Raw genomic sequence first — 17,199 nt, 5'->3', positions numbered from 1 at the left:
TTAGATAATAAAAGATATTTTTATTCCTTTATCCTTTTAAGGTATACGACTTTATATTAAATATCTTTTTGATTTTGTTTAAATATATAAATAAGAATGTTATTGTACATACTTTGAACAGTAGTAAACCTATAACCTTAAAGAAGTGGACATTATTTCTCTCATATGATAAGATTAATAGAGATCCTTTGAGGCTTAACATCAAGGTAAAGGAGTGGTAGAAATGAAAGTAAATAAGGAATATATTGAGAGATTATTTTCTGATATTATAGATGAGAATATTTTTATTAAAGGGGTTATTTCAAGTCCTGTGAACAAAGAGTATCCATATTCAAAAATAAATATAAAGCCATTAAAAATAAAAGATGAAATCTTTATACAGTTTGAACAATTTAAAGATAACAAGGCTTTCCATGAAAATATCTGTATAGATTCTTCAAAAATGAAATTTTCTGAAATACTGGATAATTTTAAACAGATTCTTATATCTGTAAACGGAAGTGATTACCAGATATTGAAAGGGAAAAACGACTTTAATCTGAAAAAATCAGAAAATACAAAAACATTAAAAACACTGGAGCATAACAAAAAGAAAAACTATATACTTGAAGAAGGAACACCTGTACCTTTCCTTATAAAATTGGGAGTGATGGGAGAAAAGGGAGAAGTTTTCAAGCAGAGTTACGACAAGTTCAGACAGATAAATAAATATCTTGAATTTATAGATGACACTATAAGAGAACTTCAAAATAGAAAACTCATAGGTTCTCATATTAAATTTGTAGATTTTGGATGTGGAAAATCATATCTTACTTTTGCACTTCATCACTATTTAAAGAATATCAAAAACTTTACTTTTGAGATAATAGGATTGGATTTAAAGAAAGATGTAATGAAGAAATGCAATGATATAGCTAAGGAATTAAAATGTGAAAATCTGGAATTTTTAACAGGGGATATTAAAGATTTTGATAAGCTTCAAAATGTAGACATAATATTCTCTCTTCATGCTTGTAATAATGCTACAGATTATGCACTTTTAAAAGGACTGGAATTAAATGCAAAGGCTATTCTTGCAGTTCCATGCTGTCAGCATGAATTTAATGATAAGCTAAGTGCCAATAAAAAAAGTGATTTCTTTGCATCGCAGCTTCCTATAGGAAAGCATGGAATACTTTTAGAAAAATATGCAACTATTGCCACTGATGCTTTTAGAGCTCAGGCATTAGAATTATGTGGATATAGAACTCAGGTAATGGAATTTATAGACATGGAGCATACTCCTAAGAATACACTTATCAGAGGAATAAAAGAAAAGACAACAACTGAATCTTTGAAGAAAAGATTTGAAGAGTATGGAAAGTTTAAAGATTTTCTAGGAATAGAACCACTTTTAGATAGTCTGCTTTCACCATATTTTCTGATAAAACTGTAATAGCTGCAATGAAAAAAACAGATGACTAAAAATTATTCTAGCTTTTAGTCATCTGCTTTTATTTTTTTACCACCATCTATGATGTCTTCCTATTCTATAGCCACCATAGCCTATTCCACCTATCAAAACAGTGTTTACAAGGTTATCTCTTCTCTGTTCTCTTTTTTCTCTCTCCATAGCTATCTGTTTATCAAACTCCTGCTTTTCTCTCATGAGTTCTATTTCTACCTCTGCCTTACTAGGAGTATTTCTAGCTATTTCTTTTTCCCTGTTTGAATCAACCAGCTGTTTATATTCATTAAATTGTTTTATTCTCATTTCAACACTATCTTTAGGTGCAGGTGCTGCAAAAGCAAAGCTGCTCATAATGATACATAAAAATAATAATTTCTTAAACATTATCATCACCTCTCTTATAATAATTATATCATAATTGAGCAAAAAAAGAAGCTGGTTTTTTTACCAGCTTCTAAGTTTAAAATTTTTTAATTAGTCAACATTTTTAAGGATTATAGCAGTTCCCATTCCTCCACCAATACATAGAGAAGCAAGTCCATAAGTTAATCCTCTTTTCTTCATTTCATATATTAAAGTAACCATGATTCTGTTTCCAGAAGCTCCAACTGGATGTCCTAAAGCGATAGCTCCACCATTAACGTTAGTTTTATCGTTGAACCATTCTCTTTCTACACCGTGTTGTGCACATAATTCTTTCATAACTCCTAGAGATTGAGAAGCAAATGCTTCATTCAATTCAATAAGCTCCATATCTTGAAGTTTCATTCCAGATTTTTTAAGAGCATTTCCAATAGCAGGAACAGGTCCCATTCCCATTATTTGAGGGTCTACTCCACCAATACCAGTAGCAACAATTTCAACTAAAGGTTTAAGGTTGTATTTAGCAACAGCTTCTTCAGAAGCAAGTACCATCATTGATGCTCCGTCGTTTAGTCCAGAAGCATTTCCAGCTGTTACAGTTCCATCTTTTTTGAATGAAGGTCTTAATTTACCTAATTTTTCAAGGTCAGTTTTTCTATTAGGATATTCATCTGTATCAACAGTGATATCTCCTTTTTTAGTACTGATAACTACTGGAACTATTTCATCTTTGAATCTTCCAGAGTCAACAGCAGCTATTGCTTTTTGTTGAGAAGCAAATGAGAATGCATCTTGCTCTTCTCTTGTGATTCCATATTTAGCAGCTATATTTTCAGCAGTGATTCCCATATGTACATTTGTAAATGCATCTGTAAGAGCATCAAATACCATATGATCCTTCATAGTAAGGTCAGCCATTTTATGTCCGCCTCTTACTTTTCCTGGAAGGATGAATCCAGCATTAGACATTGATTCAGTTCCTCCAGCAAGGATAAGATTTGCTTCTCCTGCTTTAATGTTAGCATATGATGAAATGATAGTTTTCATTCCACTTCCACATATAATATTCAGTGTATAACCAGGAACTTCCTGAGGTACACCAGCTTTTATGGCTACCTGTCTTCCTACACCTTGTGCCTGACCTGCTTGTAATACATTTCCGATAACTACTTCGTCCAGATTAGCTGGATCAATTTTTGCATCTTCAATAACTTGCTTTGCAACTGCGGCTCCAAGGTCGCTAGATGATAAAGGGGCTAAACTTCCTAAAAAACTTCCTATAGCAGATCTTTTAGCTGCTACAATGTACACTTTACTCATTAAATCCTCCTATACCTAAATTTTATTTTAATTTGTGAAAAATTAAATAACCAGTCCTCCAGTTACAGGTAAAACTTGTCCTGTAATGTATGAAGCATCATCACTTGCTAAGAAAAGAATAGCATTTGCTACATCTTCAGCAGTTCCAAATCTTGCTAATGGAGTTCTCTCCATCATTCCAGCAACTACTTTTTCTGATAATACATCAGTCATTGGGCTTTCAATGAATCCAGGTGCTACACAGTTTGCTCTGATAGCTCCTCTTCTTGCTAATTCTTTTGCCCAAGTTTTAGTCATAGCTATAACTCCACCTTTTGTAGCTGAGTAGTTAGTTTGAGCTAAGTTTCCATATAGTCCAACTACAGATGAAAGAGTAACTATTGATCCAGATTTATTTTTTGACATAATAGGAGCAACAGCTTGAGTCATGTTGAATACTCCTTTTAAGTTTACATTTATAACTGCATCCCATTGCTCTTCAGTCATTCTTTGTAAAAGAGCATCTTTAGTAATACCAGCATTGTTTATTAAGATATCTATTCTTCCATATTCAGCTGCTATTTTTGCAACAAATTCTTTTATAGCAGGTCTGTCAGTAACATTTAATATTTCATGTCTAACATTTGACTGCTCATATACAGCTTCTCCCATATCACAAGAGATAACCATTTCTGCACCTTCAGCAGCAAATTTCTCAACAACAGCTCTTCCTATTCCCCTAGCACTTCCAGTAACTAAAGCGATTTTTCCTTTTAATCTATCCATTATTTTCCTCCTTAAACTTCAGCATGAATTCAAGCTAAATCATATTTCGTTTTAAACACTTATGATAAGTATAATTTTTTTTTCAATAAAAGTCAATAAGAACATTATTCAGAATACATTACAGCTCCATTATCAGGATAATTAGTTTCAGAACAATACTGATATAATCTTTTTTTTAGATTACAATAAATTTATTTACAGCCAGAGGAATATATTTGTTGAATAGTGACTATAATTGTTGTAAAATAGAAAGTAAAGAATAGAACAACTGGAGGTCTAACTATGAAGTTTATTATTCTGGTCATCAGTTTTTTGATGATAGGATGTACAAATATAAGGAACAATACTCCCTCTACTCCAAAGGAAACTGTAAAAACTTATTATGATAATGGAAATATGGAATCTAAAATAATATATGTAGGTAATAAAAAGAATGGAAAAATGACAAGCTATTTTGAAAATGGAAAAATTGCTGCTAAAGGTTTTTTCAAAGATGATAAGAGAGATAAAAAATGGATATTTTATAATGAAAAAAATGGGAAAATATTCAGTGTTGAAAAATATATGGATGGAAAATTAAATGGAGAACAGGTATATTATCATGAAAATGGTAAATTAAAAGTAAGAGGAAATTATACCAATGGTGTAAGAAGCGGTTTCTGGGAAATGTTTGATGAAGATGGAAAACTGGAAGTGCAGAATATATTCATTGATGGAGAAAATATTATAAGCATAGCAATATATCAAAAAAATGGAAAACTTCTGTGCAATGGAAATGTTATAAATCAGTTGAGGCAGGGAGAATGGAAATATTTTGATGAGAAAGGAAATATAGCTTATATTGTAAATTATGAAAAAGGTATAAGAAATGGAGCATGGCACGCATTTGATAGAGATGGAGATCTTTTGATGAGTGGTATCTATAGAAATGGCAGAATAGTAGGAATTGATATAGAAGAATAAAAGCAAAAAATCAGCATTATTTTACTAGGAACATAAATTTTGAACATAAAAGGAGAAATCAATGCCATTTACATTTTCGCATCCTGCAATCATATTGCCGTTAAAAAAATTACCACGAAAATATATATCAATGACAGGGCTTATTGTTGGAAGTATAGCCCCTGATTTCGAATATTTTTTGAGAATGAAAAGTAAATACAGCCACACTATAAGTGGTATTTTATGGTATGATCTTCCTATGGGGATTTTACTTGCTTTTATTTTTCATAACTTAATTAAAGAAGCATTGATTAATAATATGCCTCTATTTTTTCAGTCACGTTTTTTGAATCTCAGAGACTTTAACTGGAACAGCTATTTTAAAAAGAACTGGTATGTTGTTGTAGTTTCAATTATAATTGGGATATGTTCTCATATATTATGGGATGGCTTTACTCATAGAACAGGTCATTTTGTGAAAATGTTTTCAGTACTGGAATCTTCAGTGAAAATGTTTGGACAAAAGATACCTGTATATAGAATATTACAGCATATAAGCACCCTTTTAGGAGGAATAATAGTGATAAAAGCTATTGTTAATCTCCCAGCAGATAAAACCTGTGTATCTAAAAAAGGCAAATATAAATATTGGATTTTTCTGATTGTTTCAACACCTATAATTATGTATGTGGGACTTTCAAAGAGAATTCCATATCCTTCTTTTTGGAATTTGATAGTGAATTTTATCACTGCCTTTCTTCTTTCTCTGGTATTGACATCTTTTTTATTCAGAGGAAAAAATAAAGGATAGTTAAGATAATCTTTGAAATATAAGATAATAACTGATCTAATGGAGGAAAGCTATGGATAAAATATCAGAAACAAAAAAATTATTAAAAACTGTTAGAGAGAATATAGAAAAGATTGCAGAAACTAAAGTGAGAAAAGAAAAAAGAGAAGTCACTGAGATAAAAAAAGAGATAATGCAGTATCATGACAGTATAATGGAAAAAATAGAGATTTTTGAGTCAAATGAGCTGTGGCTGGAAGAAGTCATTGAAAGATTGAAGCTGATACTTGAAGATACAGAAGTTTTAATATAATCAAAGTTGATTTGAAAGTATAAATAAAGCTGCCATAAAGAAGATTATTTTATTTCTTCAGGCAGCTTTTTGATTATAAAAATATTTTATCTATTTCAGATTCGCCAGTAACTTTTATCTCATTCTTTATAAGTAAGTCAGCAGCAGCTCCGTTTCCAGCTATAAGTATCTTTGAAAAAGTACCATCATAAATCTTTCCAGCACCACAAGAAGGGCTTCTTTCTTTCAAGACAGCAGCACTGCAATTATAGAGCTTAGCCAGTTTTAAAACTTCCTCTGCTCCTTTCAGATATTCAGCAGTAACATCTATACCAGTTTTTGTGATAATTTTATCTCCCTGTCTTTCAGCAGGATCACGAGGAGTAGCAAGTCCCCCAAGTTGTTCTGGACACACTGGTATAAGTTCATGATCTTTCATCAAAGCTTTTATATCCTCTCTCAATTCTCCCTTACCATTGTAACGACATTCTACACCTAACAGGCAGGCACTGACCAGTATTTTCATAATAACCTCCAATTAACTAAGCCAGAGCTTCAACTTTATCTTTAAAGCCTTGAGGAACTCTTTTTATTTTCTTAGCTGTATAATCATAACATACAAGCATAGTGTATCCGTTGATAACTTTTTCGCCAGCATTATTATATATTTCATAGTGGCAAGTAAAATTGATTTTTTCTATTTCTATTTTAGTTATTTTTATTTCTATTTCATCATTTAGGAAAAGTTCCTTATTATATTCAACATATCCATTTTTTTGGATAACTCCTATTCCATCTCCTAAATCTAATTCTGTAAATCCAAGAGATTCAAAGAATGCCATTCTTGAAAATTGAAAGAAAAGAAGAGCTCTCTCATTTCCTACATGACCTCCATAGTTTATATCTTCCTTTACTATCTTATATTTGTATGAAAACATTTTACCTCCCTAAAAAATCTCATTAAATTAAACTTTAATTTTAATATAATAATTATAATATAAAAAACATAATAAGAAAAGAGCTAAGTACAATAAAATAAAAATATGCATTCTAAATAAGAAAAAGTGAATTTTTAAGAAATATATAAATTTTTTTAGTAAACAAGATTAATTAAAAACATTGACAATAAGAGAAAATAAAGTATAAAATTGGGTTAGGTCGGAAAATACATAAACACTAAGGAGAGAGGGATGGATCATAAGGAAGATGGGTTGTTGTTCAGGGAAAAAATAGAATCAGAATCTTTAAAAGATGAGATTATAGAAAATAGATACATTAATAAGATGATGAAATCCATAGTGGACTCATCTTATGATGGGATTTATGTAACTGATGGAGAGGCAAATACTCTTCTGGTAAATAAATCCTATGGACGTATTACAGGATTGAATATAGAGGACCTTATTGGGAAAAATATGAGAGATTTAGTAGAGGCAGGAGTATATGACAATTCTGGGTCTCTTGTAGTGATAGAAACTGGAAAAGAAGCTACAGTAAATCAGAAGCTTTCCTCTGGAAAAGAAGTGCTTGTAACAAGTGTACCAGTATTTGATGAAGATGGAAAAAGAAAATATATCGTGACTAATGTAAGGGATTTGTCAGATATAGAAAGACTAAGAAGAGAATTGTTTCTGAATCAGAATCTGACACAGAAATATAAAGATGAGCTGGAAAATATGAAAGAACAGCTGGTAGATATAGATGATATAACATTTAAAGACAAATCTATGTTCAATACTTTGAAAATGATATTGAAGATATCAAAGATGGATACTTCTGTCCTTCTTACAGGAGAGACAGGAACTGGAAAAACACATATAGCCAAGCTGATACATAAATACAGCAACAGAAATGAACAGACATTTATTGAGATAAATTGTGGAGCTATTCCAGAAAGCCTTATAGAATCAGAATTTTTTGGATATGAGGCAGGAGCTTTTACTGGAGCATCAAAAAAAGGAAAAATGGGAGTTTTTGAACTTGCCAATAATTCTACTTTGTTTTTGGATGAGATATCAGAGCTGAATATAGATTTGCAGGTAAAACTGCTGAAAGTATTGGAAAGTCTGGAAGTAAGGCGTATAGGTGGGGAGAGAGTTATACAGACAAATGCAAGGATAATAGCTGCAACAAACAGAGATTTAAGAGAATTAGTAAAAGAGGGAAAATTCAGAGAAGATTTGTATTACAGACTTAATGTGATATCTATAAATATTCCATCTTTAAAAGAGAGAAAAGATGATATAGTACCTCTTTGTTTAAGGTTTCTGAAAGAATTTAATAAGAAATATGATGTGGAAAAATTTTTCAGTCAGGAGATAATAGAGGTATTTTATAGGTATCAATGGCCTGGAAATATTAGAGAGATGAAAAATCTTATAGAACAGCTTGTAATTATATCTCAAGGAAATGAAGTATCTACTGATTATCTTCCAAAATATATTTTTCAAAAGGGAGCTTTAGAATTAGGAAGTGACAAAACAGGAGTAATAGAGGAACTTTATCAGTATCATAAAATGAGTTTAAAGGAAGCAACACTCAAATTTCAGCAGAATCTTATAAAAAATATGCTCAAAGAAAAAGGTTCTCAAAGACAGGTAGCCAAAGCATTACAGGTAGATCCTGCTACAATTACAAGAAAACTTGCAGGACAGGAATAATTATAAGCCATCAAGTATAACTATGTTGCAAAATTGCAATTTATTGCAAAAATGCAAAACTATATAAAAACTGTATTGAAATTATGCAATACAGTTTTTTTTAATTCTTTTTGAAAAAATATCAAATCTTGATTTGGAAAGAGTTCAGAAAAATAAAGAGAAATTTATTTCATTGGCAGGGAACTTGCTTATTACATATACCAAGGGATTAAAATAAATTTAAAGGGAAGTGATTTGAATGGCTTTAAAAACACCTCAGGAATATTTAGAGAGTTTAAGAAAATTAAACTTGGAAGTTTATCTTTTTGGAGAAAGAGTAAAGGATCCAGTAGATAATCCTATCATCAGACCATCTTTAAATTCAGTAATAATGACTTATGAACTTGCACAAGATCCAAAGTATGCTGAACTTATGGTAGTTGATTCTCATATGACAGGAGAGAAAATCAACAGATTTACACATATCCACCAAAGTACAGATGATCTTGTAAAAAAAGTAAAAATGCAGAGATTGTTGGGACAGAAAACAGCTGCGTGCTTCCAGCGTTGCGTTGGAATGGATGCTTTTAATGCTGTATACAGCACTACATATGAAACAGATCAAAAATATGGAACAGAATATCATGCTAGATTTAAGAAATTTTTGGAATATGTGCAGAGAGAAGATTTAACAGTAGATGGAGCTATGACTGACCCTAAAGGAGACAGAGGGCTATCACCATCGCAACAGGAGGATCCAGATTTATTCCTTCATATAGTAGAGAAAAGAGCAGATGGTATTGTAGTCAAAGGAGCAAAGGTACATCAAACTGGAATAGTAAATTCTCATGAAGTACTTGTAATGCCGACTATATCTATGACAGAAGAGGATAAAGATTATGCAGTAGCTTTTTCTGTACCAAGTGATACTAAAGGAATAAAAATAATATATGGAAGACAGTCATGTGATACAAGAAAACTTGAAGAGGGAACTTTGGACAGAGGAAATCCTAAATTTGGTGGACATGAGGCTCTGGTTATATTTGATGATGTATTTGTACCTACTGAGCGTATATTTATGTGCGAAGAGTATGATTTTTCTGGAATGCTGGTAGAGAGATTTGCAGGATTCCACAGACAAAGTTATGGTGGATGTAAAGTAGGAGTTGGAGATGTACTGATTGGAGCAGCAGCTCTTGTTTCTGATTATAATGGAACTAAAAAAGCTTCTCACATAAAAGATAAATTAATTGAAATGATACATTTAAATGAAACTCTATACTGTGCAGGAATTGCCTGCTCGAGTGAAGGGCATCCAACAGTGGCAGGGTCATATGAGATAGATATGCTTCTGGCTAATATCTGTAAGCAGAATGTAACTAGATTCCCATATGAAATAGCTAGACTGGCAGAAGATATCGCTGGTGGATTGTTTGTAACTATGCCTTCTGAGAAAGACTACAGAGATCCAGTACTAGGTGGATATATAGAAAAATATCTGAAAGGAGTGGCTTCTGTACCTACAATAGATAGGATGAAAGTACTTAGACTTATAGAAAATCTTACATTGGGAACAGCAGCTGTAGGATACAGAACAGAGTCTATGCATGGAGCTGGGTCGCCTCAGGCACAAAGAATTATGATAAGCAGACAGTCTAATCTTGAAGTTAAAAAACAGCTTGTAAAAGATATTTTAGATATCAAAGGGTAATTTATGGATAAAATAGAAAAATTTTTAGATGAGGAGATAAGGCCAGAACTACGTAAACACAATGGAGATATATCTGTTGAGGAGTATGATGAGAAAAACAGGAAACTGGTTTTAAGATTGATGGGGCAGTGTTGTACCTGCCCTCACTCAATTGATACCAGTGAGAATTTTATAAAAATAAGTGTAAGAGAAAAATTCCCAGAGATAGAAGTACTCCATGTAAATGCTGGTGCTTCCAAAGAATTTATAGAGATAGCTAAAAGTTATTTGAGGGGGAGATAGATTTATGGATTGGAGAGAGGACTATAAGAAAAAAGTGTGTTCACCAGAAGAAGCAGTGAAAAAAATAAAATCAGACAGCCGTGTGGTAATCTGCCATGCAGCTGGAGAGCCTCAGACTGTGGTGGATGCAATGGTGCAAAACTATAAAGAATACAAAAATGTTGAAATAGTTCACATGGTAGCTCTTGGAAAATGTGAATATATGAAGCCTGAAATGGCAGGGCATTTCAGACATAATGGACTTTTTCTTGGAGGAGGTACCAGAGATGTGGTAAATGCAGGAAATGGAGATTATACAACATCATTTTTCTTTGAAATACCTAAACTTTTTAAGAAAGGTGGAAGTATGCCAGTAGATGTAGCTTTGATACAAGTATCTACACCTGATGAGCATGGGTATTGCAGTATGGGAATAACTTGTGACTATACAAAAGCTGCTGCTGAAAATGCAAAATGCGTCATAGCTCAAGTAAATAAATTTATGCCGAGAGTACTGGGAGATAACTTTATACATATATCAGAAATAGATGTAATAGTAGAGAGAGACGAGCCTATCATTGTTTTAAATCCTCCTAGAATTGGAGATATTGAAAGAAAGATTGGAGAATACTGTGCGAGTCTGATAAATGATGGAGATACTTTACAGCTGGGAATAGGGGCTATACCTGATGCAGTGCTTACATTTCTGAAAGATAAGAAAGATTTAGGAATACATTCAGAAATGATATCAGATGGAGTAGTGGAACTGGTGAAGGCAGGGGTTATTAACAACAGCAGGAAAACTCTTCATAAAGGCAAATCAATAGTGAGCTTCCTTATGGGAACTAGAAAGCTTTATGATTATGTAGATGATAATCCAAGTGTAGAAATATATCCAGTTGACTATGTAAATGATCCTAGAGTGATATCAAAAAATGATAATATAGTATCTATAAATTCAGCAATACAGGTAGATCTTATGGGACAGGTAAATGCTGAAACTATGGGAACAAAACAATTCAGCGGAACTGGGGGGCAGGTAGATTTTGTAAGAGGAACAGCATTTGCTTTAAATGGCAAGTCAGTAATAGCAATACCTTCTACAGCTTCTAAAGGAAAAGTATCAAGAATTACTGCTTATCTGGATGAAGGAGCTGCTGTGACTACTTCGAGAAATGATGTGCAGTATATAATTACTGAATATGGTATTGCTGATCTGAAAGGAAAAACTTTGAGAGAAAGAGCTAAGGAACTGATAAAAATAGCTCATCCTGATTTCAGAGAGGAATTGGCTCAGAAAGCTTTGGAAAAATATAAAACACTTTAGGAGGGGAAAAGTATGGCAATTAAGAGAGAATACGGACAGGAACAACCATATACTCCATTAGGGATATTCAAGCTGAGACTCCCTTTTATCCATTACAAATGGGAATGGTCGGAAGCTATGCAGGCAATACTTATGTGTGCTACTTGCCTTGGGGCTATCCCTATACTGACAGAACATCTGGGGATATCTTTTGAGCTGGCATGGTCAATGGTAATAATTAATGGAATATTATACAATCTTCATGCTCTTCTTGGAGATCCTGTAGTACCCGGTTGGATAACTCCTTCTATTCCTTTGACAATAGTTTATCTTTCTAAATTCACTATTGGTGTAGACAGAATACATGCCCTTATAGCTTTACAGATATTAGTTGCCTGCATATTCATAATAATGGGTATAACAGGGCTTGCTGGAAAACTTATGGGAATAATTCCAGTATCTATAAAATCAGGGATATTGTTAGGAGCAGGATTTGCAGCAGTAGTTGGAGAATTCAGTGCAAAAGGAAGATTTAATCTTTATCCCATTTCAATAGCTTTTGGAGGACTATTTTCTTTTTATCTTCTTTTCTCAGTAAAATTCAGAGATTTAAGAAAAAGAAATAAACTGGCAGATGCTTTTGGTAAATATGGAATGCTTCCAGCAATTTTTTTGAGTATAATAATCAGTCCGTTGGTAAAAGAACTTCCATTTCCTAAAATAGAGATAGGGTCGGTTATAAAGATACCTGAAATTGGAAATATATTGAGAGAAGTGAGTATATTTGGTGTAGGGGTTCCTAAGATGACATTTTTCATAAGTGCTATCCCTATGGCAGTAATGGTATATATAATTGCATTTGGAGATTTTGTTACAAGCAGTGCCTTGATAAATGAAGCTGATGAAGTAAGACAGGATGAGAAAATAGATTTCAACTCTAATCGTTCTAATCTTATCAGTGGTATTAGAAATATAGTTCAGGCAGTATTGATTCCATATGTCCCTATGTGCGGACCATTATGGGCAGCAGTTACAGCTTCTGTTTCACAGAGATACAAAGAGGGAAGAGAAGCTATGGATTCTATATATGGTGGAGTAGGAACATTCAGAATAATGACTTGCGTGTCAGTTGCATTGATACCAATAGTTTCATTGGTACAGCCTATACTTCCAGTGGCTCTTTCGCTTACTATGCTGGTTCAGGGATATATCTGTACAAGACTTGCTATGTCTATGTGTGAATCTGAACTAGATATGGGAATAGCTGGGGTAATGGCAGCAGTGCTTGCAACAAAAGGTGCAGCATGGGGAATGGGAATAGGAATCATTCTTCATCTTCTCCTTGTAAGTGTAAAAAATAAACAGAATGAAACAGTAGAAGTTAAAGAATAGGAAAAATTTATGGAAATTAGATTTTGTGGAGGATGCAATCCTTTGTATCATAGAGAGAAACTATATGAAAAACTAAAGCTTTTGCCGCCAAGTAAAGAAGAAGTAATAATAATATTGAATGGTTGTCAGAGAGGGTGTGTAAAAGCTTTGGGAAATAAGAGGGTGATAAATATTCAGGAGTATCTTGTACATATAGGTAAATTTCATGAAGAAGAAATATTAAAATGGATAATGGAGAAATTAAAATAAAGAGAGAGGGATATTTCCAGAGCTGATTCAGCAGACTTTGGAAGTACCCTCTTTTTTGGTTATCTTTTAAAAATATATTATGTAGATTTTTTTCTCTATATTATTTATAATGTAAGAAGAAAGAATATACTGCATAAGGAGTATGATATGGAAATAAGATATGGAAATGATAAGGATAAAATAAAGGCTGAATATATATGGAAAGAGTGTTTTACAGACAGTGAAAATGAAGTAAGATTCTATTTTGATGAATTATACAGAAAAGAAAATTTTCTATTGATGGAAGATGGAGAAAAGGAGATAAGAGCATCCCTTCATGAAAATCCATATGAGATGATAATGAATAATGAAAAGCTTTCATCGTTCTACATAATAGCAGTGGCAGTATCCCCTCAATACAGAGGAAAAGGATATATGGGAGAGCTAATAAGATACAGCTTGAGAAATGCAAGGGAAAAAGGGCTGGATTTTGTTTTTCTGAGCCCAATAAATACTGAAATATATAGGAGATACGGATTTGGATATATGAGCAGTCTTGAAAAATATAGTATCTCTATGGAGAATATACCTTTTGAAAGGATAGACAGAACATATGAAATAAAGAAAGTATCTGAAGAAAAGAATCTGTATGGAGATTTAATAGAGATATACAAGGAAAAAATGAAGAATAGCTTTGCATATTTAGAGAGGGATGAAAATTACTACAGAAGGGCTTTGAAAGAGATGGAAAATGAAAATGGAGATATCTATATTTTCTATCTGGAAAATAAAGCAGCAGGATATATTTCACTATATAAGAGAGAAGGAAGTCTTGAGGTAAGAGAGCTTTTTGGATTTAATAAAAAAGTAATTGAATCTATGTTTGCCTTTATAAAAACTCATAAGGAATACTATCCTGAACTAATAATAAAAGCTCCTGTGAACAGTAATATGAATTTTTACATTCATGATCAGACATCCATGGAGAAAATTGAATTTCCATTTATAATGGGAAGGATAGTCAATGTGGAGAATATGCTGAAAAGACTTCATATAGAGGATCGAGAATTAAAAATATCTGTTACTGATAAAGTGATAGAGGAAAATAATGGTGTCTATGAAATTTCTGTATATGGAGCTGTTTCAAAAAAAGATAGAATAGAAAGTGATATAGAAATAGATATAACTGATTTGAACCATTTGATATTTGGTTATTTTTCAATAGATGAGATGATAGAGTTAGAAAGAGTAAAGATAAACAACAGAGAAAAAATAGAGGAAATAAAAAAGATATTCCCTAAGCAGAAAGTCTACATACAGGAATATCAATAAAACAAAAAAGCTGGCAGGTTTCATGCAACTGTCAGCTTTTTTGTTAATACGTAAAAATTAAAATACTTTTAAAAAGAAAGGATTTGTAAATTAATTTTACAATAACTTATTAAAAAAGTCAACAATTATTTTTTATTATTTTTTATTTATTTCCTATGATAAGTTCATTAAGAGACAGCTTAGGAACAAAGTGATTATTCAGAGTATCTCTATAATATCTTGTATCCTTATTTTCTGCTGCAACTATTTTAACTTTATCTTTAGGTTCTCCTAAAGCAAGTATAAAATATGATTTATATTTTTCTTGAAGACCAATTATTTTTTCAACTTCTTTCTTATTGAAAGAACCGACTATACATCCTCCATATCCCATTTCACCAGCACAAAGGAGCATATTTTGTGAAGCTATACCCATGTCAAAGTGAAGCAAAGGATCAGATGTCTGAGTAAGAGGCTCGCAGGCACAAAGAATAACATAGGCTCTTGGAGATTCTTCAAGTACAGGATTCCAGCTTACAGCAGCAGCCCATTTGATCTGCTCAAATATTTCATCACATAATTTCTTATCAGAAACACAAAAAAATCTGATAGATTGTGAATTTTTAGCTGAAGCACCAAGTCTGGCTCCTTCAACTATTTTAGATAATTCAGTTTTTGTTAATGACTTGTCAGTAAAACTTCTGTGCGAACGTACGTTTTCTAAAGCTTTTAAAATCATAGCATCCTCCTAAGTTTATTTGTTATCTATTTAAAATAAGGTCTCTGTACTCTTTAGCAGTGAGTTTTTCTTTAGGCAGTGCTTTTGTACTGATAGTAGAAGCAAGAGCCTGTCCAAAGTAACCACTATTTAATGAATTTATATGAGTGATAGCTATAGCCAATGCATCTGCTGCGTCATCTGGTTTTGGGATTTCTTTCATTCCCAAAAATTTTTGTACCATTAGCTGTACCTGTTTTTTTTCAGCTTTTCCATATCCTGTTATCCCAGTTTTTACCTGTAAGGGAGTATACCCCTGTATTTTTAGACCATTCTGCTTTCCGCATAAAAGAAGAACACCTCTTGCCTGTCCTACAGAAATTACAGTCTTATTATTCTTAAAGAAGAAAAGTTCTTCTATTGCCATATGCTCTGGGTTATATTTTTTTATGAGATCATCAAGTTTTTCATAAATCTGACAGAGTCTATCTTCCATAGGGGTATCCTTATCTGTATAAAAACATCCGTAATCCACTATTTTAAATTTACTCTCTTCATAATCAATTACACCAAAACCTACTATTGCTGTCCCTGGATCGATTCCCAGTACTCTCATTAAAAATCACCTCTCTAATTAAAGTGTAACATATTTGCCTGTATTTTTCTATTAAATAAAAAATATAAAAAAAATAAAGGAATTTCGTCAACTATATAGTATAAAACTAATGTGAAGTATAACTTAAGGAAGGGTGAGAAAAAATGTTGGATATTTCTGAATATATAAAAGATATAAGTAGATATCCTCTTTTAACACCTGAAGAGGAGAAAGATATCTCAATAAAAGCAAAAGCAGGAGATAAGGATGCACAGGAAAAACTGGTTACATCTAATCTCAGACTGGTTATAAGTATAGCAAGAAAATATACAAATATGGGAATACCTTTACTTGATTTGATTCAGGAAGGGAATATGGGGCTTATCAGAGCAGTTGAAAAATATGAACCAGAAAAAAACATAAGATTTTCTACTTATTCAACATTTTGGATAAAACAGAGTATACTTAGGTATATAACATCAAGCAGAGGACTTATTAGATTTCCTTCATATGTATATGATGGAATATCAAGAATGAAGAAATATGTTCAGGACTATAAAAATAAAAATTCACATCTTCCTTCTATTGAGGAGATATGCAGTAGTTTAGATATGAGAAAAAAAGAAGCAGAAAGATATATTGAAGTACTGGAAAAAGGAAGCTGTATTGGGAATGAAATGTATGGAGAAATAGCAGAATATTGCAGCAGCATAATATTTGATGATACTTTTGAAGATAAGGTTATTGCTAAAAACTCAACTATTGATCTAATGAAGAAAGTAAACAAGCTTCCATCAAAAGAGAGAGAAGTATTGATATATAGATATGGACTGCTGGATGAAAAAGTACTTACTTTAGGAGAAATAGGTGAGCGTATGAATCTCACTAAAGAAAGAATAAGGCAAATACAATTAGAAGCAATAGATAAATTAAGAGGAACATTATAAAAAACTATAAAAAATTTGAAAAATATGTGAAGGGCGTTTCATAAGTTGAAACCCCTTTTTTTTGTGCTATTCTGAAGTATAATTGTAAAGATTAGTAAGGAAAACGATTGACATATACTGTTAAAAATTATAGAATCATTAGTGTATGTTAAAAATAACAAACTTAGTA

The 17,199-nt window shown here is 32.2% G+C and carries 19 protein-coding genes; 12 read left to right on the top strand and 7 right to left on the bottom strand.

Annotation, left to right across the window (positions count from 1 at the left end; genetic code table 11):
* The first annotated feature begins 223 nt into the window (after positions 1-223).
* A complete protein-coding gene (locus C4N20_RS16120) occupies positions 224-1,435 on the top strand; it encodes a class I SAM-dependent methyltransferase (RefSeq protein WP_005980209.1) in 1,212 nt (403 codons plus the stop codon).
* 66 nt (positions 1,436-1,501) lie between these two features.
* On the opposite strand, the gene C4N20_RS16115 is transcribed toward C4N20_RS16120, so the two are convergent.
* The 3 genes from C4N20_RS16115 to fabG all read right to left on the bottom strand — a co-directional run bounded on the left by C4N20_RS16115 (position 1,502) and on the right by fabG (position 3,898).
* Positions 1,502-1,834, bottom strand: a complete 333-nt coding sequence (locus C4N20_RS16115) for a hypothetical protein (RefSeq protein ID WP_005980207.1) — start codon at positions 1,832-1,834, stop codon at positions 1,502-1,504.
* A 90-nt stretch (positions 1,835-1,924) separates the two neighbouring features.
* Entirely contained in the window at positions 1,925-3,133 is a 1,209-nt protein-coding gene (locus tag C4N20_RS16110; RefSeq protein ID WP_005980205.1) for an acetyl-CoA C-acetyltransferase, read from the bottom strand.
* A 42-nt stretch (positions 3,134-3,175) separates the two neighbouring features.
* On the bottom strand, positions 3,176-3,898 hold the full coding sequence (gene fabG, locus C4N20_RS16105) for a 3-oxoacyl-[acyl-carrier-protein] reductase (protein WP_005980203.1): 723 nt from the start codon (positions 3,896-3,898) through the stop codon (positions 3,176-3,178).
* A gap of 282 nt (positions 3,899-4,180) precedes the next feature.
* Here fabG and C4N20_RS16100 point away from each other — a divergent pair, with 282 nt between their 5' ends.
* The 3 genes from C4N20_RS16100 (at position 4,181) to C4N20_RS16090 (ending at position 5,943) form a co-directional block, all read left to right on the top strand.
* Positions 4,181-4,861: a toxin-antitoxin system YwqK family antitoxin gene (locus C4N20_RS16100; RefSeq protein WP_005980200.1), complete on the top strand. Its 681-nt coding sequence runs from the start codon at positions 4,181-4,183 to the stop codon at positions 4,859-4,861.
* 61 nt (positions 4,862-4,922) lie between these two features.
* Entirely contained in the window at positions 4,923-5,651 is a 729-nt protein-coding gene (locus C4N20_RS16095; protein ID WP_005980199.1) for a DUF4184 family protein, read from the top strand.
* Positions 5,652-5,703: 52 nt separating this feature from the next.
* Complete coding sequence (locus C4N20_RS16090) at positions 5,704-5,943, top strand: hypothetical protein (protein ID WP_005980197.1); 240 nt, start codon at positions 5,704-5,706, stop codon at positions 5,941-5,943.
* A gap of 73 nt (positions 5,944-6,016) precedes the next feature.
* Here C4N20_RS16090 and C4N20_RS16085 read toward each other — a convergent pair whose 3' ends face one another.
* The gene (locus C4N20_RS16085; protein WP_005980195.1) at positions 6,017-6,448 is read right to left on the bottom strand and encodes a 2-thiouracil desulfurase family protein; all 432 of its coding nucleotides are present in this window, start codon (positions 6,446-6,448) and stop codon (positions 6,017-6,019) included.
* Between the two features lie 16 nt (positions 6,449-6,464).
* The gene (locus tag C4N20_RS16080; RefSeq protein WP_005980192.1) at positions 6,465-6,860 is read right to left on the bottom strand and encodes an acyl-CoA thioesterase; all 396 of its coding nucleotides are present in this window, start codon (positions 6,858-6,860) and stop codon (positions 6,465-6,467) included.
* Between the two features lie 252 nt (positions 6,861-7,112).
* Between C4N20_RS16080 and C4N20_RS16075 the strand changes: the two genes are divergently transcribed.
* The 7 genes from C4N20_RS16075 (at position 7,113) to C4N20_RS16045 (ending at position 14,791) form a co-directional block, all read left to right on the top strand.
* Positions 7,113-8,582: a sigma-54 interaction domain-containing protein gene (locus C4N20_RS16075; RefSeq protein WP_005980189.1), complete on the top strand. Its 1,470-nt coding sequence runs from the start codon at positions 7,113-7,115 to the stop codon at positions 8,580-8,582.
* A gap of 238 nt (positions 8,583-8,820) precedes the next feature.
* Entirely contained in the window at positions 8,821-10,272 is a 1,452-nt protein-coding gene (locus C4N20_RS16070) for a 4-hydroxyphenylacetate 3-hydroxylase family protein (protein WP_005980187.1), read from the top strand.
* A gap of 3 nt (positions 10,273-10,275) precedes the next feature.
* Positions 10,276-10,554 carry a NifU family protein gene (locus C4N20_RS16065; protein WP_005980185.1) on the top strand — a complete coding sequence of 93 codons (279 nt, stop codon included), beginning with the start codon at positions 10,276-10,278 and terminating at the stop codon, positions 10,552-10,554.
* A 4-nt stretch (positions 10,555-10,558) separates the two neighbouring features.
* A complete protein-coding gene (locus C4N20_RS16060; RefSeq protein WP_005980183.1) occupies positions 10,559-11,860 on the top strand; it encodes an acetyl-CoA hydrolase/transferase family protein in 1,302 nt (433 codons plus the stop codon).
* Between the two features lie 12 nt (positions 11,861-11,872).
* On the top strand, positions 11,873-13,231 hold the full coding sequence (locus tag C4N20_RS16055; protein WP_005980181.1) for a membrane protein: 1,359 nt from the start codon (positions 11,873-11,875) through the stop codon (positions 13,229-13,231).
* Between the two features lie 9 nt (positions 13,232-13,240).
* Entirely contained in the window at positions 13,241-13,480 is a 240-nt protein-coding gene (locus C4N20_RS16050) for a hypothetical protein (protein WP_005980180.1), read from the top strand.
* A gap of 147 nt (positions 13,481-13,627) precedes the next feature.
* Entirely contained in the window at positions 13,628-14,791 is a 1,164-nt protein-coding gene (locus C4N20_RS16045; protein WP_005980177.1) for a GNAT family N-acetyltransferase, read from the top strand.
* 142 nt (positions 14,792-14,933) lie between these two features.
* Here C4N20_RS16045 and C4N20_RS16040 read toward each other — a convergent pair whose 3' ends face one another.
* Both C4N20_RS16040 and ruvC read right to left on the bottom strand, forming a co-directional pair.
* Entirely contained in the window at positions 14,934-15,509 is a 576-nt protein-coding gene (locus C4N20_RS16040; protein WP_005980175.1) for a nitroreductase family protein, read from the bottom strand.
* A 22-nt stretch (positions 15,510-15,531) separates the two neighbouring features.
* Entirely contained in the window at positions 15,532-16,104 is a 573-nt protein-coding gene (gene ruvC, locus C4N20_RS16035) for a crossover junction endodeoxyribonuclease RuvC (RefSeq protein ID WP_005980172.1), read from the bottom strand.
* Between the two features lie 143 nt (positions 16,105-16,247).
* Between ruvC and C4N20_RS16030 the strand changes: the two genes are divergently transcribed.
* Positions 16,248-17,030, top strand: coding sequence for a sigma-70 family RNA polymerase sigma factor (locus tag C4N20_RS16030; RefSeq protein WP_005980170.1), 783 nt, complete (start codon positions 16,248-16,250; stop codon positions 17,028-17,030).
* Positions 17,031-17,199: the final 169 nt, after the last annotated feature.

Source organism: Fusobacterium ulcerans, from assembly GCF_003019675.1.
GTDB lineage: Bacteria > Fusobacteriota > Fusobacteriia > Fusobacteriales > Fusobacteriaceae > Fusobacterium_A > Fusobacterium_A ulcerans.
Note: the sequence above shows the minus strand (reverse complement) of the source record. Positions and strands in the feature narration are given on the sequence as shown.